General features: G+C 73.5%; 24 protein-coding genes and 1 pseudogene. 5 read left to right on the forward strand and 20 right to left on the reverse strand.

The window, feature by feature from the left end; all coding sequences use genetic code 11:
- The first annotated feature begins 287 nt into the window (after nucleotides 1–287).
- On the forward strand, nucleotides 288–3,374 hold the full coding sequence (locus J7W19_RS28275; RefSeq protein WP_004950492.1) for an FAD-binding and (Fe-S)-binding domain-containing protein: 3,087 nt from the start codon (nucleotides 288–290) through the stop codon (nucleotides 3,372–3,374).
- A 30-nt stretch (nucleotides 3,375–3,404) separates the two neighbouring features.
- Here the strand turns inward: J7W19_RS28275 and J7W19_RS28280 are convergent, their stop codons facing one another.
- The 3 genes from J7W19_RS28280 to J7W19_RS28290 form a co-directional block, all read right to left on the reverse strand.
- A complete protein-coding gene (locus J7W19_RS28280) occupies nucleotides 3,405–5,420 on the reverse strand; it encodes a M64 family metallopeptidase (protein WP_210455395.1) in 2,016 nt (671 codons plus the stop codon).
- A gap of 1 nt (nucleotide 5,421) precedes the next feature.
- Nucleotides 5,422–5,916: a hypothetical protein gene (locus J7W19_RS28285; protein WP_004950486.1), complete on the reverse strand. Its 495-nt coding sequence runs from the start codon at nucleotides 5,914–5,916 to the stop codon at nucleotides 5,422–5,424.
- Between the two features lie 545 nt (nucleotides 5,917–6,461).
- Nucleotides 6,462–7,481: an SDR family oxidoreductase gene (locus J7W19_RS28290; protein ID WP_106429708.1), complete on the reverse strand. Its 1,020-nt coding sequence runs from the start codon at nucleotides 7,479–7,481 to the stop codon at nucleotides 6,462–6,464.
- A 76-nt stretch (nucleotides 7,482–7,557) separates the two neighbouring features.
- Here J7W19_RS28290 and J7W19_RS28295 point away from each other — a divergent pair, with 76 nt between their 5' ends.
- Nucleotides 7,558–8,394 carry a polysaccharide deacetylase family protein gene (locus J7W19_RS28295; protein WP_004950479.1) on the forward strand — a complete coding sequence of 279 codons (837 nt, stop codon included), beginning with the start codon at nucleotides 7,558–7,560 and terminating at the stop codon, nucleotides 8,392–8,394.
- On the opposite strand, the gene J7W19_RS28300 is transcribed toward J7W19_RS28295, so the two are convergent.
- On the reverse strand, nucleotides 8,372–8,923 hold the full coding sequence (locus J7W19_RS28300; RefSeq protein WP_004950478.1) for a hypothetical protein: 552 nt from the start codon (nucleotides 8,921–8,923) through the stop codon (nucleotides 8,372–8,374). The genes J7W19_RS28295 and J7W19_RS28300 overlap by 23 nt on opposite strands.
- 160 nt (nucleotides 8,924–9,083) lie before the next feature.
- Between J7W19_RS28300 and J7W19_RS28305 the strand changes: the two genes are divergently transcribed.
- A complete protein-coding gene (locus J7W19_RS28305; protein WP_233478189.1) occupies nucleotides 9,084–9,398 on the forward strand; it encodes a hypothetical protein in 315 nt (104 codons plus the stop codon).
- Between the two features lie 7 nt (nucleotides 9,399–9,405).
- On the opposite strand, the gene J7W19_RS28310 is transcribed toward J7W19_RS28305, so the two are convergent.
- From J7W19_RS28310 to J7W19_RS28360, 12 genes and pseudogenes are all read right to left on the reverse strand, one after another.
- Nucleotides 9,406–9,684 carry a Clp protease N-terminal domain-containing protein gene (locus J7W19_RS28310; RefSeq protein WP_004940690.1) on the reverse strand — a complete coding sequence of 93 codons (279 nt, stop codon included), beginning with the start codon at nucleotides 9,682–9,684 and terminating at the stop codon, nucleotides 9,406–9,408.
- Nucleotides 9,599–10,165, reverse strand: a complete 567-nt coding sequence (locus J7W19_RS28315; protein ID WP_004940692.1) for a GNAT family N-acetyltransferase — start codon at nucleotides 10,163–10,165, stop codon at nucleotides 9,599–9,601. The genes J7W19_RS28310 and J7W19_RS28315 overlap by 86 nt, the downstream gene beginning before the upstream one ends.
- A gap of 135 nt (nucleotides 10,166–10,300) precedes the next feature.
- A complete protein-coding gene (locus J7W19_RS28320) occupies nucleotides 10,301–11,824 on the reverse strand; it encodes a M28 family metallopeptidase (RefSeq protein ID WP_004940694.1) in 1,524 nt (507 codons plus the stop codon).
- A gap of 345 nt (nucleotides 11,825–12,169) precedes the next feature.
- A complete protein-coding gene (locus tag J7W19_RS28325) occupies nucleotides 12,170–13,171 on the reverse strand; it encodes a trypsin-like serine peptidase (RefSeq protein ID WP_004940696.1) in 1,002 nt (333 codons plus the stop codon).
- Between the two features lie 332 nt (nucleotides 13,172–13,503).
- Nucleotides 13,504–13,701: pseudogene (locus J7W19_RS33240) on the reverse strand (oxidoreductase); the annotation flags it as partial.
- A 62-nt stretch (nucleotides 13,702–13,763) separates the two neighbouring features.
- The gene (locus J7W19_RS28330) at nucleotides 13,764–15,620 is read right to left on the reverse strand and encodes a hydroxysqualene dehydroxylase (RefSeq protein WP_051072498.1); all 1,857 of its coding nucleotides are present in this window, start codon (nucleotides 15,618–15,620) and stop codon (nucleotides 13,764–13,766) included.
- A 242-nt stretch (nucleotides 15,621–15,862) separates the two neighbouring features.
- Entirely contained in the window at nucleotides 15,863–17,047 is a 1,185-nt protein-coding gene (locus tag J7W19_RS28335; protein ID WP_004940703.1) for an acyl-CoA dehydrogenase family protein, read from the reverse strand.
- Nucleotides 17,048–17,260: 213 nt separating this feature from the next.
- Nucleotides 17,261–18,211, reverse strand: coding sequence for a 3-hydroxyacyl-CoA dehydrogenase NAD-binding domain-containing protein (locus tag J7W19_RS28340; protein WP_004940705.1), 951 nt, complete (start codon nucleotides 18,209–18,211; stop codon nucleotides 17,261–17,263).
- Nucleotides 18,208–18,963, reverse strand: a complete 756-nt coding sequence (locus tag J7W19_RS28345) for an acetoacetate decarboxylase (protein ID WP_004940707.1) — start codon at nucleotides 18,961–18,963, stop codon at nucleotides 18,208–18,210. The genes J7W19_RS28340 and J7W19_RS28345 overlap by 4 nt, the downstream gene beginning before the upstream one ends.
- Complete coding sequence (locus J7W19_RS28350) at nucleotides 18,960–19,748, reverse strand: crotonase/enoyl-CoA hydratase family protein (protein WP_004940709.1); 789 nt, start codon at nucleotides 19,746–19,748, stop codon at nucleotides 18,960–18,962. The genes J7W19_RS28345 and J7W19_RS28350 overlap by 4 nt, the downstream gene beginning before the upstream one ends.
- Nucleotides 19,745–20,935, reverse strand: coding sequence for a CaiB/BaiF CoA transferase family protein (locus J7W19_RS28355; protein WP_004940711.1), 1,191 nt, complete (start codon nucleotides 20,933–20,935; stop codon nucleotides 19,745–19,747). The genes J7W19_RS28350 and J7W19_RS28355 overlap by 4 nt, the downstream gene beginning before the upstream one ends.
- A gap of 192 nt (nucleotides 20,936–21,127) precedes the next feature.
- Nucleotides 21,128–22,141, reverse strand: coding sequence for a LysR family transcriptional regulator (locus J7W19_RS28360; RefSeq protein WP_004940712.1), 1,014 nt, complete (start codon nucleotides 22,139–22,141; stop codon nucleotides 21,128–21,130).
- Nucleotides 22,142–22,352: 211 nt separating this feature from the next.
- Between J7W19_RS28360 and J7W19_RS28365 the strand changes: the two genes are divergently transcribed.
- The gene (locus J7W19_RS28365; protein WP_004940715.1) at nucleotides 22,353–23,360 is read left to right on the forward strand and encodes an ArsR/SmtB family transcription factor; all 1,008 of its coding nucleotides are present in this window, start codon (nucleotides 22,353–22,355) and stop codon (nucleotides 23,358–23,360) included.
- A 171-nt stretch (nucleotides 23,361–23,531) separates the two neighbouring features.
- Nucleotides 23,532–24,281, forward strand: coding sequence for a serine hydrolase (locus tag J7W19_RS28370; protein WP_063825761.1), 750 nt, complete (start codon nucleotides 23,532–23,534; stop codon nucleotides 24,279–24,281).
- 109 nt (nucleotides 24,282–24,390) lie between these two features.
- Here the strand turns inward: J7W19_RS28370 and J7W19_RS28375 are convergent, their stop codons facing one another.
- From J7W19_RS28375 to J7W19_RS28385, 4 genes are all read right to left on the reverse strand, one after another.
- Complete coding sequence (locus J7W19_RS28375) at nucleotides 24,391–24,531, reverse strand: hypothetical protein (protein WP_158688734.1); 141 nt, start codon at nucleotides 24,529–24,531, stop codon at nucleotides 24,391–24,393.
- Between the two features lie 34 nt (nucleotides 24,532–24,565).
- Complete coding sequence (locus J7W19_RS28380) at nucleotides 24,566–25,078, reverse strand: glycine-rich domain-containing protein (RefSeq protein ID WP_233478190.1); 513 nt, start codon at nucleotides 25,076–25,078, stop codon at nucleotides 24,566–24,568.
- 92 nt (nucleotides 25,079–25,170) lie between these two features.
- Nucleotides 25,171–25,374 (reverse strand): DUF6255 family natural product biosynthesis protein, encoded by a 204-nt coding sequence (locus tag J7W19_RS33890; protein ID WP_004940720.1) that lies wholly within the window; start codon nucleotides 25,372–25,374, stop codon nucleotides 25,171–25,173.
- A 189-nt stretch (nucleotides 25,375–25,563) separates the two neighbouring features.
- Entirely contained in the window at nucleotides 25,564–26,772 is a 1,209-nt protein-coding gene (locus J7W19_RS28385; RefSeq protein WP_004940722.1) for a helix-turn-helix domain-containing protein, read from the reverse strand.
- Between the last annotated feature and the right edge of the window lie 105 nt (nucleotides 26,773–26,877).

The following is a 26,877-nucleotide window of genomic DNA, read 5'->3' on the forward strand; positions in this document are numbered from 1 at the left end:
TCGGCGGTCGGGCGGCTCGCGTGGCGGGCGGTCTCGCGGCGGGGCGGCGCGTGACGGGGCCCACGGCCGTAAGACCCACAACCGAACGGCCCCACAACCGAACGGCCCCACGGCCGGACGGACACACCGCACCGGCGGCCGGGCGGTCGCCATCCCGCCCGGTGGAGCGAGAAGCCGGGCCGGCGCCCCCGATCGGGCGCCCACGCCCTGCGGCACCCCGTCCCGGGTGCCACGGTGGTCGTGGACGACCGGTGGCGCGCCCGGCCCGCCGAACGGAGGGAGACCCGATGACGGACGGACGGGCGACAGGGGAGACGGGAGAGACGGAGGAGAAGGCGCTGCGCGCGGCACGCCGGGCGCTGGCGCGGCGCGTCGACGGCGAGGTGCGCTTCGACGCCGGCAGCCGCGGCGCGTACTCCACCGACGGGTCCAACTACCGGCAGCCGCCCCTCGGCGTCGTCCTGCCGCACACAGTGGACGCGGGCGCCGAGGCGGTCGCCGTGTGCGCCGAGTACGGGCTCCCCGTCCTCTCCCGCGGCGGCGGCACCAGCCTCGCCGGGCAGACCACCAACCGGGCCGTCGTCATCGACTGGTCCAAGTACTGCCACCGGCTCGTCTCGGTCGACCCCGAGGCCCGCACCTGCGTCGTCGAACCCGGCATCGTCCTCGACGACCTCAACCGGGAACTCGCGCCGCACAAGCTGAAGTTCGGGCCCAAGCCGTCCACGCACGGCCAGTGCACCATCGGCGGCATGATCGGCAACAACTCGTGCGGCGCCACCGCCCAGTCCTACGGCAAGACCGTCGACAACCTCCGCCGGCTGGAGATCCTCACCTACGACGGGCTCCGCTGCTGGACCGGCCCCACCGGCGACGACGAGTACGAGCGGATCCAGGCCGCCGGCGGCCGGCGCGCCCACCTCTACCGGGGGCTGCGCGGCCTGGCCGACCGCCACCTCGCCGAGATCCGGCGCGGCTACCCCCGCATCCCCCGCCGCGTCTCCGGCTACAACCTCGACTCCCTCCTCCCCGAGAACGGCTTCCACGTCGCCCGCGCCCTGGCCGGCAGCGAGGGCACCCTCGTCACCGTGCTGCACGCCGAGCTCGACCTGGTGTCCGTACCGGCCGCCGCGACCGTCCTCGTCCTCGGCTACGACGACATCTGCGCCGCCGCCGACGACGTCCCCCGCCTCCTCGAGCACTGCCACCCCGACCAACTGGAGGCCATCGACCACCGCATGGCCCAGCTGATGCGCGAGGAGGGCGCCTACCTCGACTCCCTCGAACGCCTCCCCGCCGGGAACAGCTGGCTGATGCTCCAGTTCACCGGCGACAGCACGGAGGAGACCGACGACAAGGCCCGCGCCCTGCTGCGGGCCGTCGGCCGGCGCGAGGACGCCCCGGACGTCGCCCTCTCCGACGACCCCGAGCGCGAACAGGCGATGCTCAAGGCCCGCGAGGCCGGCCTCGGCGTCACGGCCCGGCCGCCCGACGACCGCGAGACCTGGGAGGGCTGGGAGGATTCCGCCGTCCCCCCGGACCGCCTGGGCGACTACCTGCGCGACCTCAAGAAGCTCTTCGGCGAGTTCGGGTACCAGAGCGCCTCCCTCTACGGGCACTTCGGGCAGGGCTGCGTCCACACCCGCGTCCCCTTCGGCCTGCGCACCGCCGAGGGCGTCGCCGACTTCCGCCGCTTCCTGCACCGGGCCGCCGACCTCGTCCAGGAGTACGGCGGCTCCCTCTCCGGCGAGCACGGCGACGGACAGGCCCGCGGCGAACTGCTCGTCCGCATGTTCGGCGAGCGGCTGGTCGGCGCGTTCGCCGAACTCAAGCACCTCTGCGACCCCGACGGCAAGATGAACCCCGGCAAGGTCGTCCACCCCCACCGCGTCGACGAGAACCTGCGCCTCGGCCCGCTGTGGCGGCCCTCCGCCGAGGACACCCACTTCCGGTACCCGGACGACGAGCACGAGTTCGGCCGGGCCGTGCTCCGCTGCGTCGGCATCGGCCAGTGCCGCGCCAGCACCGGCGGCGTCATGTGCCCCTCCTACCGCGCCACCCGCGAGGAGGAGCACTCCACGCGCGGCCGGTCCCGGCTCCTCTTCGAGATGCTGAACGGCCACGAGGACTCGACCGTCACCGACGGCTGGCGGTCCACCGCCGTCCGCGACGCCCTCGACCTCTGCCTGGCCTGCAAGGGCTGCAAGTCCGACTGCCCGGTTGGGGTGGACATGGCCACCTACAAGGCCGAGTTCCTGTCCCACCACTACGCCGGCCGGCTCCGGCCCGCCGCCCACTACAGCCTCGGCTGGCTCCCGGTGTGGGCCCGGCTCGCCCGTGCCGCGCCCCGCGCCGTCAACGCGCTCCTCCAGGCGCCCGGCGTGGCCGCCGTCGGCAAGCGGCTCGCCGGCGTGGCGGGGGAGCGGCGGCTGCCGGTCTTCGCCGAGGAGTCGTTCCTCGACTGGTGGCGGGCCCGGGGCACGCCCGCGCCCGAGCCGGGCGACCCGCGCACGGTCCTGCTCTGGCCCGACACTTTCAGCACCCACTTCCACCCGAACGTCGCCCGGTCCGCCGTCCGGGTGCTGGAGGACGCGGGGTTCCACGTCGCCGTTCCCGAACGGCCCGTCTGCTGCGGCCTCACCTGGATCTCCACCGGTCAACTCGGCACGGCGAAGCGGGTGCTGCGCCGCACCCTCGACACGCTCGGGCCGTGGATCGCGGCCGGGACGCCCGTCGTCGGCCTGGAACCGTCCTGCACGGCCGTGTTCCGGGCCGACGCGCCGGAGCTGATGCCCGAGGACCAGGACGTCCGGCGGCTCTCGGAGCAGTTCCTCACCTTCTCGGAGCTCCTGGTCAACCGGGCGCCGCGGGACTGGCGGCCACCGCGCGCGGCCCGGACGGCGCTGGTGCAGACGCACTGCCACCAGCACGCCGTCATGAAGTTCGACGCCGACACGGAGCTGATGAAACGCGCCGGACTGCACGCCGACGTCCTCGACGAGGGCTGCTGCGGCCTCGCCGGCAACTTCGGCTTCGAGCGCGGCCACCACGACCTGTCGATGACCGTCGGCGAACAGGGCGTCCTCCCGGCCGTCCGCGCCGCCGGACCCGCGACGTACGTCCTCGCCGACGGCTTCAGCTGCCGCACCCAGATCGAACAGGGCGGCACCGGCCGCCGGGCCATGCACCTGGCCGAGGCGCTCGCCCTCGGCCTCGACGGCCCGGCCCCGGCCGAACACCCGGAGAAGCTCGGCGCCCCGCGCCCGGACCGGCGGCGGGCCGACGCGTGGGCGGTGGCGGCGGTGGCCGGTGCCGGGGTTGCGGGAGCGGTGGCGGCCGCGGCCCGGGGGGTGGTCCGGGGCCGCGGCGACTGAAGGGGTGCCCCAAGAGTCTCAGCCGGAGTCTCAGATGGAGAACACGCCGTGGTCGTACCAGCCGTTTCCGGCGCTCTGGTCCCACCAGGCGCTCCACACCTTCCCGTTGGCCCCCGCCCAGAACACGTCCAGGTGCCCGGAGGTACGGGCCACCGCCGTGACGCCGCTGCCCGGCACGGCCGGGACGGGCCACTGGGCGGCGATGGGGAAGACCCCGTGGTCGTACCAGCCGTTCCCGGCGCTCTGGTCCCACCAGGCGCTCCACACCTTGCCGTCGGAGCCGACCCAGAAGACGTCGAGGTGGCCGCTGGTGCGGGCGACGGCGGCGACGCCGGTGCCGGGGGCGGCGGGGACGGGGAAGGAGGCGGCGATGGGGAAGGCGCCGTGGTCGTACCAGCCCGCGCCCGCGTTCTGGTCCCACCAGTTGCTCCAGATCTTGCCGTCGGTGCCGACCCAGAAGACGTCGAGGTGGCCGCTGGTGCGGGCGACGGCCGCGACGCCGCTGCCGGGGGCGGCGGGGACGGGGAAGGAGGCGGCGATGGGGAACGCGCCGTGGTCGTACCAGCCCGCGCCCGCGTTCTGGTCCCACCAGTTGCTCCAGATCTTGCCGTCGGTGCCGACCCAGAAGACGTCGAGATGGCCGGAGGTGCGGGCGACGGCGGCGACGTCGGTGCCGGAGGCGGCCTGGACCGGGAAGTCACGGGCGATGGGGAAGGCTCCGTGGTCGTACCAGCCCGCGCCCGCGTTCTGGTCCCACCAGTTGCTCCAGATCTTCCCGTCGGTGCCCGCCCAGAAGACGTCCAGGTGCCCGGAGGTCCGGGCGACCGAGGCGATGCCCGTCCCGGGGGCGGCGGGGGTGGGGAACTCGCGCGCGATGGGGAACGCGCCGTGGTCGTACCAGCCGTTCCCGGCGATCTGGTCCCACCAGTTGCTCCAGATCTTCCCGTCCGTGCCCGCCCAGAACACGTCGAGATGCCCCGAGGTCCGGGCGACGGACGTGACCCCGGTGTCGTGGGCCGCCGGCACCGGCCAGTCGCGGGCGATCGGGAACGCGCCGTGGTCGCCCCAGCTGTTCCCGGCCTGCTGGTCCCACCAGTTGCTCCACACCTTCCCGTCGGTGTTCACCCAGAAGACGTCCAGGTGGCCCGAGGTGCGCGCCACCGAGGTGACCCGGTTCGCGGGCAGCCGGGGCAGCAGCGTCTGCCGGATCCGGCGCTGGCACACCGCGCAGAACGGCTGACCCAGCACCCGCATCCGGCAGTTGTACTGCGGCCGGAACGCGGCGCAGTGGTAGTAGTCGGCCCCCTCGAACGCGCCCACCGTGGCGGCGCCGACGGGGTTGGGCTGCGTGTCGCACAGCGCACAGTTGGGGTTCCGCGTCGTCGGCATCGCCGTGGCGGGGGCGACGAGGTCGCGCCACTTGTTCGTCGCCCGGTTGGGATCGATGGTGACGTTCGGCTGCGCCGGCTCGACCGCCGGGTGGGTGTTGCGGTCGGTGTCGATGCCGCAGCCCAGGTAGGACTCGTACTCGTCCGCGAGGCCGAACGCCGTGTGGCCCATCTCGTGCAGGCCGATCTCGTTGGCGTTGGGCGCGAGGGAGAAGACCGCGACCGATCCGCCCGAGCCGCCGTACACGGTCGAGTTGACGATCACCATCACCATGTTCCACTGCGGCACCTGCTGCCCGGCCACGGTGAGGGCGGTTCCCGTGTTGACCGTCAGCAGCCGGCGGGTGCCGTTGTTGCAGAACGCCGCGTCGAAGTAGGTGGCCGGTGCCGCGCCCGTGCCGCCGCAGGCCGTGGGGTCGTCGGCGCCGCTGTCCGCCGAGCGGACGTCCACCCGGTAGACGTTGATCGCGGACCGCAGCCCGGTGAACGGCGCGGTGGCGAAGAGGGTGTCGACGAAGCTCCGCGCGTTCGCGGCGAACTGGCCCAGCTCGGTGGCGCGGTAGCCGTCGCCCATGATGACCAGGTTCCAGCGGGCGTTCGCCGGACCGTTGTCGACGATCTTGGTGGTGCCGATGACGGCACCGTCCCCCGTACCCATCTCAACGGCCCCCCTCGGGCGTCTCGTCGGTCTCGTCCGTGTCCGGTGTGAGGGAGAAGCGCGCCACCTCGGCCGCGGCGGCCACCGTCGGCCCCGGGGTGAGCGGGCTGCTCACCAGGGCGACGTGGTCGGCCCCCTCGATCTCGGGGACCAGCACCGCGAACGTCCCCTTCGGCTCGTCCACCGGCACCCGGGCGAGCGAGCGCTCCGCGTCGTCGGAGAACACCTCGGCGTCGTGGCGCACCGGGGGGTGCATGACGCGCCGGTAGAGCGGCCGTTGCCGGCCGTCGCGGACCTCCACCCAGAAGCCCTTGACCTCGGACTCCCCGGCCGTCGCGGCCGTGGGGTGCGGGCCGGTCAGGTCGTCGGTGGGCGGCGGGGCGGCGTCCACCCGCTGCCGGGAGACGAGCCGGATGTCCGGCCCCTCGTACTCGAAGATCAGCCGGACGGCGGCCGGGGCGGCCGGTCCGGAGCCGGTGTGCTGTTCGGATGTCACGGTCGTCCATCCCCATTTCAGGGTTCTCAGGGTTGCCGGGCGGTGTCCTTGCCGGGGCGGTGTCCGGGGCGCTTTCCGGGGCACGGTTCCGCTGGGATCCGGGGAGCGCCGACGATGGGGATGCCCTCGGGAAGGGACGGGACCCGGGACGTCCGGGACGGAGACCGTCGGGACGGCGACCGTCGGGACGGGGACGCGTCGGCCCTTCGGGAAGGCGCGGGCCCGGCCGCGGGCGGACGGGCGCAGGGCGGGGCACGGAGAGCGGGCAGTCCACGAGCGGGAGAACAGAGGGCGGGGAACCGGCTCGCGTCGCACGGCCCGCACCCGGCCCGCGCACCGCTCACGCCCCGGCGGTGCCGTCGGACGATTGCCCGGCGCCGCCACTGGTCATGGTGAGGGCGCGCCGGACACCCGCGCAATACCCCCGAACGGGTGATGTGGGGTGGGGCGGCAGGGGCGCGGCGGGGTGCCGCGTACACGGGTACGACCCCGCCGCGCGGCGGGGTCGTACGCGTCGGGCCGCCGCACGTCCGGCCGCCGCGCGGTCAGCGCCGGGCGCGTCGCAGGCCACCGGCCACGCCCGCCCCGGCCGCCAGCGCGGCCAGCGCCAGGGCGCCGCGGTGGCGGGAGGCCCACGGCTGGGCGGCCCGGACGACCGTCCGGTCGTCGAAGAGGCCGTGGGCGCCGAAGTCGTGGCCGCCCTCGTCGTCCTCCGGATGCCAGAGGTTGACCGGCATGCCCTCCTCCGTCGGCATGGACGTCTGCTGGGCGGAGAAGCCGGTACGGGCGAGGTAGCGGTCCAGCAGCCCCGGCGCCACCGCGTTCGCGAGCAGCGTCCCGACGGTGCTGCCGCCGATCCAGTACTCGCGCCGGCGCGGGTGGTCGGCCGCGTACACGACGGCCCGGGCGGCCACCTCCGGCTGGTAGATCGGCGGTACGGGCTGGGGGCGGCGCGGCATCCGGGTCAGCGCCCACCGGAACTGCGGCGTGTTGACGGCCGGCAGCTGGACCATCGTCGTCCGCACCCTGCTGCCCTCGTGCAGCAGCTCGCAGCGCAGCGACTCGTTCATGCCCTGGATGGCGTGCTTGGCCCCGCAGTAGGCGGACTGGAGGGGGATGCCGCGGTAGGCGAGGGCCGAGCCGACCTGCACGATCGTGCCGTGGTCGCGGGGCAGCATGCGGGACAGGGCGGCCTGGGTCCCGTACACGTACCCCAGATAGGTGACTTCCGTCGTGCGCCGGAACTCGTCCGGTTCGATCTCGACGAAGGGCGCGAAGACGGTGGCGAAGGCGTTGTTGACCCAGACGTCGACCGGGCCGAACTCCTCCTCCACCCGGTTCGCCGCCTCCCGCACGGCGTGCGCGTCGGCCATGTCCACGGGGATGGCGAGGGCTCTGCCCCCGGCCTTCTCGACTTCCCGGACGGCGGCGTCGAGCCCCTTCCGTCCCCGTGCCAACAGGGCGACGCTGTCTCCGCGAGCGGCGAACGCCCGGGCGGTCGCCCGCCCGACCCCGCCGCTCGCACCGGTCACCACGACGACTTTCGGCCTCCTGCGGATGTTCACCGCCGCCGGGTACCCGGCCGGGTGGACGGCAAACGGGGGCGGGGCGCGGACCGGTCGGTTCCGGCATGCTCGGCGTATGCGAAACCACCGCGTACCGACGCTCGCCGCGCTGCTCGTCCTGGTCGTGCTGATGCCGGGGCCGGCACTCGGTCCGGCCGCCGCGAACGCCGTCGCCCGCACGAGAGCGGCGACCGCCGGGGGCCGCGCGCCGGCCGCGGGCCCCGGCTCGGTAGAGCGGCTGTACGGATCCGAGAACCGCACCTTCCCGACGACGCGCCGCGAGGTGGCCCTCACCTTCAACGCCGCCTGGGACGAGGCCGGCCTGGCGGACGTCCTGCGCACGCTCGACCGGAGCGGAGCGCCCGCCACCTTCTTCCCCACCGGCCGGTTCGCCGAGCGCCACCCGGACGCCGTCCGGGCGATGGCCCGCCGGCACGGCGTCGGCAGCCACTCGCACACCCACCCACACTTCTCCCGCCTCACGCGCGCGGAGGTGGAGGAGGAGGTGACGGCCGCCGACCGCGCTCTGCGCGCCACGGGCACCGTCCCCCTGCCCTTCTTCCGTTTCCCCTACGGCGAGACCACGCCGCAGGCCATCGCCCACGTCAACTCCCTCGGCTTCGCCGACATCGAGTGGACCACCGACACCAAGGGCTACCTCGGCACCCCAGGCGGGATGACCGTCCAGCAGGCGGTGAAGCGCGTCGCCGACGTCCTCCGCCCCGGCGCCATCATCCAGATGCACATCGGCTCCGCCGACGGCTCGGGCGAGGTCCTGGACGCGGAAGCGCTCCCGCAGATCATCGACTTGGTGCGGGCGCGGGGGTACGAGGTGGTGGACCTGCGGGGGCCGGCGGGCGCCGCCACCGCGCCGGATCGGACCGGCCCGGTCAGACGGACCACTTCTCCTTGATCGTCGCGACCTGGCCCTTGCCGTCGAGCGTGATCTCGTAGACGTTGCCGTAGCAGCCGAACGGCGGCTTCACGCGGCTGTGGTCCTCGGCCAGGCAGCGGTCGATGTGCATGGCCAGCTGGTCCTTGTCGACCGGCTTGTACTGCCCCGGGCCCGCGCTCAGCGCGAGCTGCGCCTTGACGCCGGAGGCGAGCGTGTAGTGCTTGGCCTCGCCCTCACCGTGGTAGATCCAGTCGTTGGGCGTGCACTTGGGCTTCGCCGTCTGGGCCTCGAAGCCGCTCGCGTCCCGCTCCAGCTTCACCTCGATCATCGTGTGCCCGGCGGGCATGACGGGCGGCTTGCCGCCGCAGTCGTAGGTGTCCGGGCCGGCGTCGCCGCCCTTGGCCGGCTTGGCGGACGGCTTCGCCGAGGCGGCCGAACCGCCGGAGCCGCCGGCCGCCTTGTCGTCCTCCGGCCCACAGGCGGCGAGCCCGCCGGTCAGCGCGGTCACGAGCAGCAGCGTGCTCACGATCCGTCGGGTCGAGCGCATAAGAATCCCCCGTGCAATGAAACGTGAAGAGTAAATTGACGTGATCATGCTTGATCGTCGAGTGTTCTACACCAGCGACGACCCAAGATCCAATCGGTGCCGCGCACGGGAACGCGGACTCTTCGTTGCCGCGCCGGGGGAAACCGGCGATGCTGGCCCGATGCCGGGACAGCGCAAGAGGAAACGTCAGCGGGAGCGTGAGAGGGAGCGGGCCGTTGACCGGTTCGGGCCCGAGGCGGGGTGGTGGCAGCCGCTGTTCGAGACCCGGGACGAGGAGGAGTGGCACGCGCATCTGCGGAGTCTCCGGGAGGCCGACCCCGGGATCGACTGGTCGGCGATGCGGATGGACATGTTCTGCGGGCGCCTGACGCAGCCGACCGTCTTCCGGCTGAGCCGGTTCGTGCCGCACGACACTTCGGGTGCCGGTTCCGGTCCGGGGCAGGCGAGCGTCCCCGGGACCGGCACGGCTGACTGACCGTTCGCTACCGCTCGTCGCGCGCGGCGAGCCGTTCGGCGATCACGGTCCTGACCGTCTCGTGCAGCTCGTCCGACGTGAAACCGAGGCCGCGCAGGATCCGCGCGGCCGGGCTCTCCTCGACGCGGATCAGGCCCAGCAGGGTGTGTTCCGTGCCGATCCAGTCGTGGCCGAGGTCGGCCGCCGCGAGGCGGGCCTGCTCACCGCTCGGAGAACCCCTCCGGAGCCCGCCACTCGTGTTCCAGGACCGCGTGGACGATGGAGTCGCGCCACGCCCCGTCCACATGGAACTGCTCCCGTATGCGGCCCTCTTCGGCCAGTCCCGCCTTCGCCAGCGTCCTGCCCGACGCGATGTTGGACGGGGAGCGGGTGGCCCAGATCCGGTGCAGTCCCAGGTGCCGGAAGCCGAGCGCGCAGAGCAGGTGAACCGTTTCGGTGCCGAAGCCGGCGCCCCACGTGTCCGGGTGGAGCATGAAGCCGATGGTGCCGGCCTTCTCGGAGAACGGGTCCAGGTCCAGGTCGGCCCGCCCGATCAGCCGGGCGTCGGCCGAGCGGACCACCGCGAGCATGTAGACGGTGCGCGGCACCGCGCCCGCGTGGCCCGCCGCGCGGGAGATCGACTCCGCGACCTCGTCCCGGGTCTGCGCCCGGCCCCTCATGTGCTGCGCGACGTCGGCGTGGCCCTGGACGGCGTGGAGCGCGTCGAGGTCGGTGCCGCGGATCTCGCGGAGGCGGAGCCGGGAGCCGGTGACGGTGATCGGGTGCATGGGGGAACGGTAGCGACGGGCGCGGCGGGATTCCCCTCATTTCCAGGGCGCCCGTTGGCACGTTCGTCCGGCAGGGCTTATGTCGCCCCGGGGGAGGGCCGGCCTCGCGTGGCGAGTCGGCCCTCCCCGCCGCCGTCAGCCGCGCGCGCCCCCGCCGAGGGAACTCAGGTCGTGGGCGTAGATGCCGACCGCGTGGGCGATGACGTCGATGTTGGTGTCGAACGCCTTGAGGTCGAGGTTCGACAGGTTGTCGCCCTTCGCGTGGTAGTTGGGGTCGTACGGGGCGCCGGCCTTGCCGCCGAACTTGGCGGCCTGCTCCGGGGACTTGATGCCCTCGGCGCCGGTGAAGGTGCCGCCGGCGGGGATGCCGGTGGCGATGAACGGGCCGTAGTCGGAACGGCCGTCGAAGTCGGTGCCCTCGTGGGGCTTGCCCTTGCGGTCGAGGTAGCCGTTGATCAGCTTCTCGATCTCCGCGGAGCCCTTGGGGCCGGGGCCGGAGCCCTTGTGGTCGGAGTCGTCGCCGTCGTAGACCAGCTGGGCCGGGTTGGGCGAGGCGATCATGTCGAAGTTGAGGTAGAGGGCGATCTTCTTGCGCTCGGCCTCGGAGAGCTGCGCCACGTAGTGCTCGGAGCCCAGCAGCCCCAGTTCCTCGCCCGACCACCAGGCGAAGCGGACCTTGTTGGTGGGCTGCTGACCGGAGCGGCGGGTGCGGTCGGCGAGCTTGAGGGCGACCTCCAGCAGGCCGGCGGAGCCGGAACCGTTGTCGTTGATGCCCGGGCCCTCCGGGACGGAGTCGAGGTGGCTCCCGAGCGCGACGACGTGGCGCGGGTCGCCGCCCCGCGTCTCGGCGATCACATTGGGGGTGCGCCGCTTGATGTGCTGCTGCTGGATGTCGAGGGCCACTCGCACCTCGCCCTTGGCCGCCGCCGCGGCCAGCGCCTCGCCGTCGGCCTGAGAGATGCCGGCGGTGGGCACCTTGCCGTCGGCCGGGCTCCCGAACGACGGCTTCGCCACGCCGCCCGCGACGTTGTTGTAGATGATCGTGCCGACCGCGCCCGCCGCGGCGGCGGCCTTCTGCTTCTCCGCGAAGGTGCAGCCGCCGCGCTTCACGAGGGCGATCCGGCCGGTGAAGGACGTCCCCTGGTAGTCGTCGGCCGCGCAGCCGGAGTCCTTGTCCACCCGGGCGAGCGCCAGCGCCGCCCGCAGCCCCGACTTCGGCGTCGACGGCGAGAACTCCGCCGCCTTGACCTGGAGATCACGTGCGTCGGGGGAGACGACCGACAGCTTCTCGGTCAGCGTCTTCGCCTGCCAGACGTCGAACCACTGGTACGAGACCCGGTAACCGGCCTGCTTCAGCAGCCGGTGGACGTACGCGGCCGACGCCTCGTGACCGGCCGTCCCCGCGGCCCGGTTGCCGCCGTTGGCGTCCGCGATCCGCTGCAGCGCCTTGAGGTGCCGGTACGCGCCCTTCGCCGACGCGTCCCGTTCCAGCTGTCTCGCGAGCCGTTCGGCCTTCCGGTGCTGGCGCGCCGGGCCGTCGGCGGTCCGGGCGTCGGCCGGTGCGGCGGAGAGCAGCACGGGGGCAGCGACGGCGGTGGATATGAGGGCGGCCAGCGCTTTGCGGCCACGCGGGCCACGGGGGCGACGGGGGAGGCGCACGGGGACGGGTCCTTTCTCGGGGGACGGGTGCGGGTACTGGTACGGACCTTAAGGAGCACCGGTCGTCCCGTGGGAGCCCTCGCCGGCTTCCGACACAAGATCGCCACATGCCGGTCACGCGGGGGCGGTGACCACCGCCGAGGCGTGGCCGCAGGGGCCACTCCGCGAGGGGCGGGCGGGTACACGATCGCCGCGCGCGGAACCGCGCCGCGCCGGCCCGGCACCCCTCGCCCACCCGCCCCGGGGGCCGAAGCCGGCCGAACGGCGAAGGGCGGGCGGCCCGTTGGGGCGGCGGCGCGCCGCGCGGTGGTCCGTCGACCGCGCCGCCTCCCCGGCCGGGCCGTCTCAGCCCGTCTGCGCCTGGTCGTACAGCGTCTTCGCGACGTCGCCGAAGTACGGTCCGAACATCGTGTTCGGCAGGAAGGTGTAGCCGAAGCTGTTCACCGACGCCTGGAGCCCGGTGCCGGTCGCCTCGTCGAACGAGGTGAACCAGGGGCCGCCGCTCGAACCGCCGGTCATGTTGCAGGAGAGGCCGTGGTCCTTGGTGAGGAGGAAGTCCTTCGTGCTGTTCCCGCTGCAGTGGATGAGCTTCGTCCCGTCGTACGGCGAGGCGGCCGGGAAGCCGAAGGAGTACATGCGCTTGTTGTAGCCGCCGTTGAAGTCCAGGCCCTGGCCGCCGACGACGTCCGTCAGCCGCTTGCCGTCGAGCGGGCCGACGACGGCGGCGCCGACGTCGTTGTTCATGTCCTCGCTCGCCGTCCACTGCGGGGTGGAGAGCGTCTTCGTCGCCGCCCAGGTGCCGTAGGGGGCCTGACCGTCGTGGTAGCCGGGGACGAACGTCCAGTTGGTGTGCCAGTTGCCCTGGTACTTGACGCAGTGTCCGGCGGTCAGGACCGTGCTGCCGTTGGCGCTGGTGACCGCGTCACCCGAGCAGGACGCCGTACGGCCCTGCATGGTGAAGAACACCCGGCCCGACGTCTTGACCACCGCGCCGCCGCCCGTCCACGGGCCGCCGGCCTGCGGGAACGAGCGGACGGCGGTGGTGTCGTGGGTGGTTGTGGGGGTCGTGGGGGCGACGGTGGTGTGGTGGGCGCCGGCCTGTACGGGGGCGGGCGGGGCCGCGGGGTGGTCGGCGGTGAGGTCCAGCGGGGTGGCCGAGCGCATCCGCTCGGGCGTCCAGAAGGCGGCGGCCTGCTGCCGCGCCTCCGCCGTGGCGGCCGCGGTGTGCTCGGTGGCCGGCGGGGGCGCGGCACCGGCGGCGCCGGTCCCGAGGCCGGGTACGGCCAGGGAACAGGCGGCCAGCAGGGCGCCGGTGGCGATGGCGGTCGTGCGGGGGTGTCGTCTCACGCGTACTCCCTCTGCCGTGGCCGGCGCGCGGTGGGCGCGCGGCGGCCGTGTGGGGGCCGGACCGCGCCAAGGGCGGCCCGGGCAGACGAGCGGTGCGACGTGCTGTGCCGAGCGGCTGTGCCTACGAGCTGTGCTCACGTGCTGTGCCGACGAAGCCTGAGTTGCCGAGTGGCATCGGCGTGCCGGTCTCCGTGTCCGGTCCGACGCCCCGGTTCCGACGCCCCGGTGTCCCGGCGCGCGTCCGGAGAAGTCCGGAGGAGACCTGTGCGGAAAGCGTGCCACGAGCCCGCATGAATTGACAGGGGCGCGTCAAGCCAGGTCTGGCCGTCAGGCGGAACGACCGGCCCGACGGCGTCGTACGTGCCGGTGGTCCCCGACTCCGCCGAGTCGAGCAGCCGCGAGGTGAGGTCCCGCACGTCGACCGCCTGAGTGGGCAGGCCGGGCGCACCGGGGACCGGCATCGGCCCCCGCGGATCGCGCGCGGCCCGGGCGACCCGGTAGCCGGAGCGCCCGCTGCGGTCGCCCGGGCCGTGATCGGCTGTCACGTCGACTTCGGCAGCACTGGAACGCGCCCGGTCCCGACGGAACCCGCTCAGCCCAGATCGAACGCGTTCGGCAGCCCCAGCCGCAGCCGCACCTCGTCCCGCCGTTTCACCGCCTCCAGCTCCGGCGCCCGGTACAGCGGTGTGATCGAACAGTGCTCCGCGGCCGAACCGTCCGCCTCCAGCAGCGCGTTGACCGCCGCCCGCGCCGACGCGTTGGCGCCCTCCATCGTCGCCAGGTCGATGTCCGTGGCCACGTAGTCGCCGGCGAGGAAGAGGTTCGGGATCGCCGTTCGGGCCTCCGGGCGGTTGCCCCAGGTGCCCACGGGGTGGATGAGGAGCTGTTCGTCGTTGGTGGCCTCCGCGTTCGGCCCGCCGAGGCGGACCGCCGGGTCCAGGAACCAGGAGTGCAGCACCGAGTCCCTGAGCACCGTCCGCCCGGTGTCGTTCAGGCTCGCCTTCAGCTGCGCCCACACCTCGCGCGCCACCTCCTCCCGGGTGCACTGCTTGGCCGTCCGCCCGTAGAGGATGCCGGGCTTGTCCCACTCCGACACGTCGCAGGACAGGCAGTCGGCGACCGTGCCGTCCCCGTAGTCCCGGCGGACGTCCCGCCCGGCCCAGAACTGCGCCTGCGAGACGGAGGTGATCGACCATGGGGAGTCGATGTGGTTGATGTGGCCGTGGATCACCGGCGTGGGCTCGGTGAGGTAGAACTGGATGCCCGTCATCCAGTCCGTCCGGAGCGCGTCGCACCGTGCCAGCCGGGGGTCGGCCGCCCGGACCTCCGCGTTCCAGGTGGTACGGGCGTGCTCGACGGGGAGCGCGGAGACGTAGTGGTCGGCCGTGACGGAATGGCGTTCGCCTCCCGCGTCCATGATCACGGCCTCCGTGATCCGGCCCCCGGCCAGCCGCAGGTCCCGTACCTCCCACCCCGTGTGGAACTCCACACCCAGGGACCTCAGGTACGTCACCCACGGGTCGATCCACGCCTCATTGGTCGGGGCGTTGAGCAGCCGGTCGGGCGGGCCGTCCGCGCCCCGGCCGAGCAGGTTGAAGACGAACGCCTCGGCGCAGGTCGCCACCGTCTTGGCGCTCGCCACCTCGGCCTTGGTCGCGACGATGTTCCGGGTCAGGCCGATGCAGAGCAGCCGCTGGTAGTCCGGCGACATGCGCGCCGCGCGCGTGAACTCCCACCACGGCGTACGCTCCCACTCCGTGCGCCGCCGGCGCTCGCAGCTCGTGAACCAGACCAGCAACCGCCCGGCGAAATAGGCGATCTCACGCGGCGGGACGCCGGTGAAGGTCTCCAGCAGGGCCGTCAGCGCGCGCCGGAGCTCGTCCGGCGTGAGGACGGGCGGCGGGGAGCCGGGGTTGGCGAACGGGAGCCGGATGTCCTCCTTCCCCGTGCGGGCGATCAGCATCTCGCCGGGCGAGACGAGGTTGCCGTGGCAGCCGTCGCGGTTGCCGGGGAACGGGATGCGGCGCAGCGTGTCGGGCAGGTTGTGGTAGATCCCGGGGATGAAGCGGAAGCCGTGCTCCCCGGGCAGGGGTCTCCGCCCGCCGCGCGCGCTGCCCGGCACGTCCATGCTCCGGGCCTTGCCGCCGAGCGCGTCCTTGCGCTCGTACACCGTGACGCGGTAGCCGCGCTCGGCGAGTTCGTGCGCGGCGGTGAGGCCGGCGACGCCGCCGCCGAGCACGGCGACCGTCCGTCCCGTGACCCCTCGGCGTCCGCCGCTCCGCCCGGCGGGGCCGGTCCGGGGCGGCGGGGACGACGCGTTCGCCGTCCCCGCCGCCCCTCCGAGCGCGGTGGCCGCGGCGGCGGCCGTGAGCCCTCCCACGAACGTCCTGCGAGCGGTTCCCTCGCGCTCCACGCCCGCTTCCCCACTCTTCGTGCCCTGCTCGACCATGGGAATCGCAACCCCCTACCGTCGGTAACACGTCGTGTGGCGCAGGAGCATAAGGGCGCCCCTCCCTTCCCGACCCCGGCCGGACGCCAACCGGCCCCGGCGCGCGGCAGGATGGCCGGAACCCACCCCCGGGGCGGGGAAAGACCCCCGCCCGGCCGCCCGGCGGCGGAAGGGGCCGACGACGGCACGTCACCGGCCCCCGGGCGGTCCTCCGGGAGCGTCGCGGGCCTCGGAGGCAGGCGTCACACGAAGGCGCTGTGGCCGGTGACGGCCTTCCCGACGATGAGGGTGTTCATCTCGCGGGTCCCCTCGAACGAGTACAGGGCCTCGGCGTCGGCGAAGAACTTTGCGATCTCGTACTCGAGGACGATGCCGTTGCCCCCGAAGAGCTCGCGGGCCCAGGCGACGCACTCGCGCATCCGGGCGGTGGTGAACGCCTTGGCGAGGGCGGCCTGTTCGGCGGTTCCCCGGCCGGCCTCGGTCAGCTGGGCGAGGCGGACGGTCATACCGAACATGGCGGTCACGTTGCCGAGCATCTTCACCAGCAGGTCCTGGACCAGCTGGAAGGCGCCGATGGGCCGGCCGAACTGCGTACGGTCCACGGCGTAGGCGCGGGCCAGTTCGTAGGCGCGCACCGCGACCGCCAGCGCCTGCCAGGCCACCCCGCCCCGGGTGCGGGCCAGGATGGCGGCGGTGTCGCGGAAGCCGTCGATCCGCTGGAGGCGGTCGGCCTCGGGGACCCGCACCCCGTCGAGGGTGATGTCGGCGTTCTGCACGGTGCGGAGCGCGATCTTGCCCTCGATCTTGGTGGCGGTGAAGCCGGGGGTGTCCTTCGGCACCACGAACCCCTTGACGTGGCCGTCGGCCGTGTCGCGCGCCCAGACCACCACGAGATCGGCGAACGTGCCGTTGCCGATCCACCGTTTGGCCCCGTCGAGGACCCAGGTGTCGCCCTCGCGCCGGGCCGTGGTGCGCATGCCGCCCGCGACGTCCGAGCCGCCCTCGGGCTCGGTCAGGGCGAAGGCGCCGATCGTCCTCATCGCGGCCATGTCGGGCAGCCAGCGCTCGCGCTGCTCGTCGCTGCCGCCGCCGTGGATGCTGCCCATGGCCAGCCCGGTGTGGACGCCGCAGAACACCCCGAGCGACGGGTCGACCCGGTTGAGCTCCAGGGTGAGGAAGCCGGAGAACAGCGCGCCGCGCTCGCGGCCGTCGCCGAACTCCGGATAGGTGTAGCCGGCCGGGTTGATCGCGGCGATCTTCTCGACCGCCTCGAAGGGGAACTCCGCCCGTGCCCAGGCGGCGTCGGCCAGCGGTTTGATTTCTTGCTCCAAGTGGTCGCGGATGGCGGCCAGTTCCGCCCGTTCGGCGTCGCCGAGCAGGTCGGCGTACCCGAAGAAGTCCGGGGTGGGGTCGGCGGGCTTGGGCATGACAGGTGACTCCTTCTCCTACGGAGGGGACGACGGGGTGCGGCCCCGCCGGCCCCGCGGATGCCGGGCGGTGTCGGACGGGCGCTGCGGCTCCGTCGGGCGATCGCTTCAGCTCTGCTGGGCCCGGTGCACGGGCGATCGCCTCAGCTCTGCTCGGCCCTGTGCACGGACGATCGCTTCCGCTCTGCTGGGCCCGGCGAACAGGCGATCGCCTCAGCTCTGCTCGGCCCGGCGCAGCGCCTCGTTCAGTGCCAGCTGTTTGCGGTCGCGCAGCGCGGCGCGCCGCCGGTACGTCTCCGGGCCGCTCCCGTACGCGGCCTCCGTCTGGGCGACGAGCGTGGCGACGGCGTCGGCGTCCAGCTCCGGGTGGCCGAGCCGCCGCCAGCCCTCGGCCAGGCCCGGGCCCAGGTGCCGCATCATGTGCCGGATGCCGCCGGGGCCGCCGCCGAGGTGGAAGCTCTCGAACGGGCCGACGGCGGCGTACCGGCCGCCCAGCGAGGCCCGCATCACCGTGTCGAGTTCCGCGGCGTCGAGGACACCGCTCAGGACGAGGTGGAACGCCTCCTGGAGTACGGCGCTCTGCAGCCGGTTGGCCGCGAACCCGGGAAGTTCCCCGCGCAGCCGCACCGGCGTCCTGCCCAGCGACCGGTAGAGGGCGAGGGCCTCCGTCACGGTCTCCTCCGCGGTGCGCTCGCCCGGCACGATCTCCACGAGCGGGACGACGTGCGGCGGGTTGAAGGGGTGGGCGACGAGCAGCCGCGCGGCGGCGGCGTCCGGCAGCCGTTCGGCGATGCGGGTGGCGACGATGCCGGAGCTGGAGGTGGCCAGCAGCGCGTCGGCCGGGGCGTGGCGGGCGGCGTCGGCGAACAGCCGCCGCTTGAACTCCACGTCCTCCGGCCCGTTCTCCTGCACCAGCCGCGCGCCGGCCACGGCCTCGGCCAGGTCGTGCGTGGTGCGGATGCGGGCGCGCAGGCCGGCCGCGTCGCTGCCGGGGAGCGCGGTGGCGAGCATCGGGAGCGCCTCGTCCACGGCCCGGTCCAGGTCCTCGCGCGGGTCGGTGACGGTCACCTCCCAGCCGTACGCGGCGAACAGCGCGGCCCAGGCGAGGCCGATGGTCCCGGCGCCGACGACGGCGACGGTGCCCGGCGGGCGGGTGGCGGTCATGAGGACGCCTCCTCGGCGAGGTAGTCGTGGACGGGTACGGCCGGGGCCAGGGTGAGGTCCGTGACGATATGGCTGGCGGAGACGATCCCGAGCACGGGCAGGTCCGCCAGCGGCGCCAGGACGTGCGCGAACAACTGGAGCCGCGCGGGCCCGGTGTGGGCCTCCTTGACCACCAGGTCGGTGATCCGGGTGCGGACGAGCTCGCAGACGCGCGGGGTCCCGTCGTAGCCCGGGACGACCTTGAGCATGTACGTGGGCACGGCGATCCGCTCGCGGGCGGCCTCCGGGTCGAGCGGCCGGTGCTTGTAGCCCATCGTGGCGGTGGCCACCCGTACGCTGCCGTAGTCGAGCGTGCCGACCAGCGCGGCCTGTTCGGCGTACAGCGCGGGCCTGCCCATCGCCTTGGGATAGGCGCCCACTTCGCGGCCCGCGGCCGTGGCCGCGAAACTGTCCAGGTACATGGCGTGCAGGTACTCGCCGCGCTCCGCCCCGAAACGCACCGCGATCGCCTGCCCCGCCTCGACGTACGGGCCGTAGGACGTGACGTCGCCCATCTTCATCACCTCGAACCGCACCAGCGGTTTGTCGGCGTCCACGCGCAGCGGCTCGGGCACCACCGCCCGCAGCGCGTCGGGGTCGGTGCGGTACACGATGCTCAGGTACTCGCGGTCGGTGAAGCGGACGGCGGCGGGGGCGTACGCGGGCGCCGTGACGGGCGTGTCGAGGGTCCGCAGGACCTCCGCGCGGTTCACCGTCCGCTCCACTCCGGAGCGCGCCGCTCGGTGAAGGCGCGCACCCCTTCGGCGAAGTCGGCCGAGCGCAGCAGCGCGCCGGTCTCGGCGGCCTGCGCGGCGAACGCCTCCGGCTCCGGGACCCCGTCCGCCCGCCGGACGGTCCGCTTCACCGCGGCCAGGGCCAGCGGCGCGTTGGCGGCGATCTCCTCGGCCAGTTCCAGGGCGGCGGACAGCGCCCGGCCGTCCGGGGTGACGCGGTTGACGACGCCGAGGTCGCGGGCGCGTGCGGCGGTCACCGCACGGCCGGTCAGGAGGAGTTCCATGGCCAGGTGATGGGGGACGCGCTTGGGGAGCCGGACGGCCCCGCCGCCCCCCGGGATCAGCCCGCGCCTGACCTCGGGGAGCGCGAAGGAGGCCCCTTCGGCGGCGACCACCAGGTCGCAGGCGAGGGCGAGTTCGAAGCCGCCGCCCAGTGCGTGGCCCTCGACGGCCGCGATCAGCGGCTTGGACGTGGCCGCCTCGACGAGCCCGGCGAAGCCCTTGCCGGGCACGGTCACCTCTTCCCCGCGGGCGGCGGCCTTGAGGTCCATGCCCGCGCAGAAGGTGCCGCCCGCGCCGGTGAGGACGCCCACCCGCAGCCCGGGTTCGGACTCCAGGCGGTCGACGGCGGCGGCGATGCCCCGCGCGACGTCGGCGTCCACCGCGTTGCGGGCCCGCGGGCGGTCGATGGTGACCACGAGGGTGCCGCCGACGGTGCGGGTACGGACGGACTCCGGTGCTCCGGTACGCGTGCGGTCGCTCACCGTCCGGCCTCCCCGCGGGCGAGCTCGTCGAGCACCTCGTCGGTGTGCTGGCCGGGCAGCGGGGCGTGCCGGCGCACCGAGGCCGGGGTGGCCGAGAACACCAGCGGTATGCCGATCACCCGGTAGGCGCCCTCGGTGGGGTGCTCGGCGACGTCGAGCAGGTGGCCGTCCCGCACGTAGGGGTCGTCGGCGGCCTCGTCGAGGCGCAGCACGGGACCGAAGGGGACGTTGTGCCGGGCGCAGACCTCCGCCCACTCCGCGGTGGTCAGCCGGGGCGTCACCGACTCCAGCAGATCGGCCAGGTCCTCGCCGTCCCGCGTGGAGTCGATGAACTCCCCGTTGACGCGCGGGTCCTCGGCGAGGTCGGGGCGGCCCGCGGCGACGAACAGGTCGCGGAAGTTCTCCGGGCTGTACGGCATGACCATCGCCAGGCCGTCCTTGGTCGGACGCGCCCGGTGCCCCTTGTTCATGGACAGCGGGAAACCGGTCGGGCCCTCCGGCGGCTCGAAGGTCCGGCCCTGGAGGTGCTCGACCAGGTTGAACGCCAGCAGCGTGTCCACCATGGGCACTTCGACGCGCTGCCCGCGGCCGGTCGCGCGCTGGTGCACGAGGGCGGCGAGCGCCGCGTAGACGATCGTCAGCGCCGCGACCTTGTCCCCGAAGATGCTCGGCAGCACCACCGGAGCCCCCACGTCGCCCGCGCGCTGCGCGAGATCGACGAGACCGGAGGCGGCCTGCACCGTCTCGTCGTACGCGGCCAGCACGGCCCGGTCGGAGCCGGAACGGAACCCCTGCGCGTGGACGTGGACGAGGCGGGGGTTGACCGCGGCGAGGCTGTCGTGGTCCATGCCCAGGCGGCGCAGGGCGCCGACGCGCATGTTGGTGATCAGGATGTCGGCGGTGCCGATCAGGTCCAGTGCCCTGGCGCGTTCGCCCTCGTCTTTGAGGTCGAGCCGCACGCTGCGCTTGTTGCGGTTCACGTTGAGGTTCAACGGGGTCATGCCGGGCGTGCGGTGCAGGGTGCCGATCCGTACGGTGTCGTTCGGCGACTCGATCTTGACGACGTCGGCGCCGAGGTCGCCGAGGATCTGGGCCGCGTAAGGGCCCATGACCACCGTGGACAGGTCGACGACGCGCACCCCGGCGAGCGGGCCGCCCGGTGCGTCGGTCTTTTCAGCGGATTCCATCACCACTCCGGAACGGAAGACGGGACAGGAAAAGGGAATCGAGAGGTTCACGGGTTTCCCGGTGACCTGCAAAACGCTAGTCCCGTGGGGTGCGGGGACCCAAGCGATCAGTGATACCGATGCGCGAAAAACGGCGTGACCGGGGTGGTCACGCCGTTTTCGGGGGGAGTGGAGCGGGGCCGGAGAGGCCGTTCAGCCGAGATCGCGGGGAGGGTGGGGAGGGGCCTCGGGGGCGTCCCCGGGGGCGTTCCCGGGGGCGCCCCCGGACGTGTCGAGCGGCGCGTCGAAGGGCTCGTCCGGTGGCTCGTCCAGGGGTGCGGCGAACTCCTCGCCCGCCGCGCTGATCAAGGTGTGCAGGTCGCCGTCCGGCCGGGCGCGGTCGCGGCGCCAGACCAGACCGGTCGCCAGGGCGGGCGAGAAATCGCGGAACGGCAGGACGACGCTGGTGTCCTTTCCCTCCCCACGGCTGCCCGCACTGAGCAGGGTGATACCGAAGACCGAACCGTTCGCCACGATTTCACGCACGCTCGCGTAATCCCCGATTTCGAGATTGATCTCCCGGTGGATTCCCGCGGCTTTCAGCCGCACCTTGAGCTGGTCGAAATAGGTCGGGAGAGTGCCGGGCGCGGACGTCACATAGGTGTGGTCGGTGAGTTCGCTCAGCGACACCGAGCCCCGCCCGCCGAACTCGGCAGCGGGCAGCAGCGCGCCCAACGGCTCGTGCAACAGCTCCAGCACCTCGATGCCCTCGGCGTGCACGGGCAGGTGCACCAGCGCCATGGCCAGGTCGCCGCGCTGTACGGCGGCCACGAGGTTCCCGCTGTTGCCGGGCCACCGCTTGACGTCGTACGCGTCGGCGCAGCGCGTCTCGAGCCGCGCCAGGCGCTCCCGCAGCAGCGGGTGCAGGGCCGGCACCACCCCCACGTACGCCGTCCGCCGCTCCGGCCCCAGGGCCTGGCGCAGCCGCCAGGGAAGGTCGTCGAACCGGCCCAGGACGTCCTTCGCCGCCGGCAGCAGCGCCGCACCGGCGGGGGTCAGCGCGACGTGGTGCGAGTCCCGGTCGAAGAGCCGCCGGCCGAGCTCCCGCTCCAGGTCCCGTATGCGCCGGCTCAACGGCGAGGTGGCCATGTGCAGTTGCCGCGCGGCGCGGGAGAAGCTGAGGTTCTCGGCGACGGCCACGAAGTAGCGCAGGTGAAAGATCTCCACTGCCGGACCCTATCGGCGCCCCCCGGGGCGGGCTTCGCCGTCGCCCGCGTCCCCGCCATGACGCCCTCGCTCGCGCCCCCAAGTCCACGGCAGGATGGCCGGAACCCACCGTCGGGGTGATTGAAAGCGCCCTCCGGCCGCCGGGACCATGGAGGGGGACCGGTGAGGACGGGTGGCGGGAGCCCGGGGAGCCGGGCGGGAGGCAAGGTCTGTGGGACTGCGTATCCATTTCGGCAGCGAAGACGTCGTCCGCACCCGGCTGGCGCAGACGCCCGACCCGATGTGGGAGGTGCTGCTGAGCCTGCACATGCTCCAGACCACCGACGGACCGCTGGTGTTCGACCGGTGGCGCCGCGAGGTCCGGGGCCGCCTCGACCCCGGCGCCCGCCGCCTGCTGGCGCTCGCCCCACCGCGCGGCTACTCGCCGGACTTCCTCACCCCGGCGGCCGGCGCCGGCGGCCTCGACCTGGGCATCAGCGCCCTGCTGTCCACCCCGCGCGGCCGGCTCCGCGACGACCTCACCCAGTTCGCCGTCTCCCAGGGGCACACCGCGTCCTGGATGCGCGGGATCGCCGACGGCGACCTGGACGCGCTCAAGGGCCTCGGCGAGGCCGTCCGCTCGTACTACCGGGTGGCCCTCGCGCCCCACTGGTCACGGGTACGCGCGGAGGTCACGGCCGACCTCGCCGCACGCGGCCGGATGACGCGCACGGTGGCCGACCTGCCGTCCGGCGCCTTCGACCACCTGCTGCGCACCCTGCACCCCACCCTGGAGTGGTCCCCTCCGGTACTGATCATGCACGGCCCGCACGTCGAGGGGGACCTGCACCTCGACGGGCGCGGGCTGCTCCTGCTGCCGTCCTTCTTCTGCTGGCGCAAACCGACCGTGCTGCGCAGCCGCGACCTGCCGCCCGTCGTCGTCTACCCGATCGAGCACAGCCCGTCCCAACTCATCACCGGGCGCGAGGCGTCCGGGCGCGGCCAGGCGCTCGTCGCGCTGCTCGGCCGGACCCGGGCGACGCTGCTGGAGGCCGTCGCCGAGGGCGGTACCACCACCGAACTGGCCCGCACCGCCGACATCGCCGCCGCCACCGCCAGCCACCACGTGTCCGTCCTCCGCGAGGCGGGCCTGCTGATCACCCGCCGGGTGGGCGGCGCCGCCCACCACACCCTGACCCCGCTCGGCGCCCAACTCCTCAACGGCCGCCGGGTCGCATGACGTCCGCGTGCCCACTGCGGGTGCCTGACCAGGCGGTTTAGAACCTCTTCGAATGTGATGGCCGGTCCGTCCGCCTTACCGGAGACTGGTCACCAGGGGGATGCGGGGGAGAGACGGGGGGCCCGACGTGACAGGACGTGAGCCGTTCGACACCGGAGGGGCGTGCGCACGATGAGTGGGGCACGCACCACCGGTCCGCGGGTGCCGACGGGGGTGAGCGCGGGAGTCGTCGTGTACGACCGCGACTCGGGCACCTGCGCCGAACGGCTCGACCCGGACGCGCGGTTCCGGTCGGCGTCAGTGGTGAAACTGCTGATCGCGCTCGACCATCTGTGGGACCGCGGCCCGGCCGACGCCCTGCCGCCGGACGACCGCTCCCGGCTGGACGCGATGCTCGCACGCAGCGACGACGCCGCGGCCGGCCACTTCTGGGAGCGGAACGGGGGAACCGGCGTGATCACACGCATGGTCTCCCGTCTCGGACTCACGCACACCGCCGGACCACCGGCCGGCTTCCCCGGCCACTGGGGATATTCGGCCATCACGGCGGCCGACACCGTCCGCGTCTACCGCTACCTGCTGGACGCGGCGCCGCCGCCCGTCCGCACGGCCGTGCTGGGGCCGCTGCGGCGGGCGACCCGGCTCGGCGCCGACGGATTCGACCAGTCCTTCGGCATACCGACCGCCTTTCCCCGCCCCTGGGCCGTGAAGCAGGGCTGGTCCGGCTACCCGCCGGCCGATCCGGGACGAGGCGAGGTCGAGGGGGTGGACCTCGGCCGTCCCGCCCTGCACACGACGGGACTTGTGGGCCCGGACGACCGCTGGATCGTCGCCGTCCTGACCCTGCACCCGGCCGGCACGCCGTACGCGGCGGCGGGGGAGACGGTGACGGGGATCGTACGGTCACTGAACCTGCCCTGAGCGGCCCCGGCCCGATGCGGCCGGACATGGCACCGAAGCGCCACCGCGTACAGCCACCCCGGCCGACCCCCGCGGGCCGGCGGCCGGCCGGGGGCCAGTCTCCGCTCGGTCAGCGCTGATCGTCGCGGCGGCCGTCAGGGGCTACGACGAATCCCCTGACCGAGTGGCCGCTGCCGCTCTCGGCCGCGCGGAGCTGGGCCCTCCGCATCGCTTCGACGAGTTCCGTGTACCTGGGGTCGGTCCACTCCATGGCTCCGTTCTCCTTCCGTTCCGGTCCGGGAAGGTTACGCGCTTTGGCTGGGGCGCTTGGGGATGATGACGATCGGCCCTCCGTCGTCGGAGTGTTGGCAGGTCGCCGCAACGTTTGCAGCCAGCCCGCGTGTCGGGTCGCCCCACAGCTCCGAGTCCACGGCAAACCCCGCCGCCTCGATCAGGGCGGTGGTGCGCCCGATGACCTCCGGGCAGAAGCGGCCGGCGTTCGGGCGTTCCGGCGTGTGGTGGACGAACATCCCCAGGCCGTTGCACAGATCGCGGTACGCGCGAGTGTGAAGGATCAGCGCGTGCCAGCCCTCGTCCACGACCCTGGACGGCACGATGGAACGTTCGGGGAAGCGCGCCGCCGTGACGACGAATTTGAGGGCCTCGGTCACGATGCGGCCGCACGTCTTGAGTGAGATATCCGGGTTGTCGTCCGCGACCGTGGCGCGAACGCTGTGGAACGCGTCACCGAGAAGCGCCCGGACATCAGGTACCGATTTCGGTCCGGCAAACCGCGCCGGCATCGTAGGTGGGGTCATGGTGCTCCTCCTCTTGATCCGCTTTATCCGCGTGAGAGTGTGGTTTCGGGTGACGGAGAACGGTGGCGGACGTTCCGCCCGTTCCCGGGCGATCAGGCGGGGAGCCCGCGCCGAAAGCGCAGGACGCCCTGAGCGGTGATCACCGGGCCGTGCGGTGAGGGTCCGAAATCGGGGGGCTCGACCGCCGGCCCGAGTGCCGTGTAGTCCTCGATGCGCCGGACTCCGCAGCCGTCGCAGGTCAGCACGCCCCTGTCGGCCGTCCAACCGTCCGCCGGGTGCCGGCACGGGACCTTCATCGGCAGGGCTGTGCGCCGGGGTTCGTCGTGCGCGGGGTCCGTGCGTCGCTGTCGGGCATGGGCGCTCCTGTCGGTCGGTGGCTGTGCGATGTGCGCAACCACCGTCCGGCACCGGGCCGCTGGGGCCCAGGGACAGGGTGGGCGAGTCAGTGGACCCGCTGGTACGCGGTGTCCTATAGGGCTGGGGAACTATCCCTCGACCTGCAAACGGATGGCCAGGTCCCTGATCGGGGAGCCTCGCCGCAACTCCCGCTCCCGGAGTTCGGCGACAAGCTGCCGGGCCGTGGTGTGGTACCGCATCCACTCGGGCGCCGTGCGCTCGGCGGAGAGCAGGGCCCTGGTGGCCGCGGCGTCCTGGCGCATCTCGGCGTGGGCCAAGGCGCGGTCGACGCAGTGCCGGGCGAGCCACGTCGGCGGGAGGTCGGACAGGTGGGGGATGCGCTGCGCGTGCCGGAGGGCCGTGTCCGGTTTCCCCAGGTCGACATAGGCGTTCACCATTGCCACCCCGGCGTTCGTCGGCCCGAAGGGCGTGGCGTAGTCGATCCGGTCCCTCCCGATCCGCGCGGCAGCGGCGGCGGCCAGGGAGAGCAGGTCCTCGGCGGTGGCGGCACGGTCGCCCCGGACCGCGGCGCTGGCGCCGCGCAGCAGCAGAATCCCCCACAGGGAGAGGTCCACGGGCTCCGAGCGGAACCCGGGCTCGATGCGTTCCGCCATCCGCACCGCCACCTGCTCGGCGTCCGCCACCCGCCCCTGCTTGGAGAAGATCCAGGACAGAGTGGAGACCCCGATGATCTCCAGTCGGGGGTCGTCGGACTGCCGCGCGGCAGCCATGGACCGCTCCAGGGCCGTGTAGGCGGCGTCCTCCTTGCCGAACGCCGTCAGCGTCGTCGCGGCCACCTGATACGCCTCGGCGAGTACGGCGTAGGAGGCCGCGCGGTCCTCCCCGGTGTACGCGCGGACCGCGGCACGCGCGTCCGCCAGCAGCGTCGGCAGCAGTGCCGTGATCTTCGTGAGCTCGCCCAGGCGCCGGATCCGTTCGGTGCTCCGGATGCTGTCCCTGAGCTGGGCCACCGTCGGCGGCTCCCGGTCCTCGGAGTCGCTGCCGAGCCCCGGGAATTCCCCTAGAGGCGTCACTGATTGCCGGAGGGCCAGCAGGCTGGCGGGCTCGGATCCGTTGGAGGGCTCCAGCACGGTCGGCGCGCCCAGGAGGACGGATGTCTCGACGTCCAATGCCCGCGCGAGTTTGTGGAGGGTGGCCATGCGGGCTGTCAGCCGCTGGTTCTGCTCCAGTTTTCGCACCGTGTCCGCACTGAGCGACGCGGCCTCCGCAAGGGACTCCTGAGTCAGCCCCCGCTTCGCCCGCAACTCCCGCAGCCGGTCACCGAGTGTCGTCGCCATGCTCCAACCCGTCCGAAGAGCGGCACTCCAACGTCCCCTACGGTACGCCGACGGCGGGGGCCGTATCAGTGAACGCCGGTGCGGCGGCCCGGAACTGCCGGATAG

Origin of the sequence: Streptomyces mobaraensis NBRC 13819 = DSM 40847, from assembly GCF_017916255.1 — a bacterium.
In the GTDB taxonomy this organism is placed as follows: Bacteria; Actinomycetota; Actinomycetes; order Streptomycetales; family Streptomycetaceae; genus Streptomyces; species Streptomyces mobaraensis.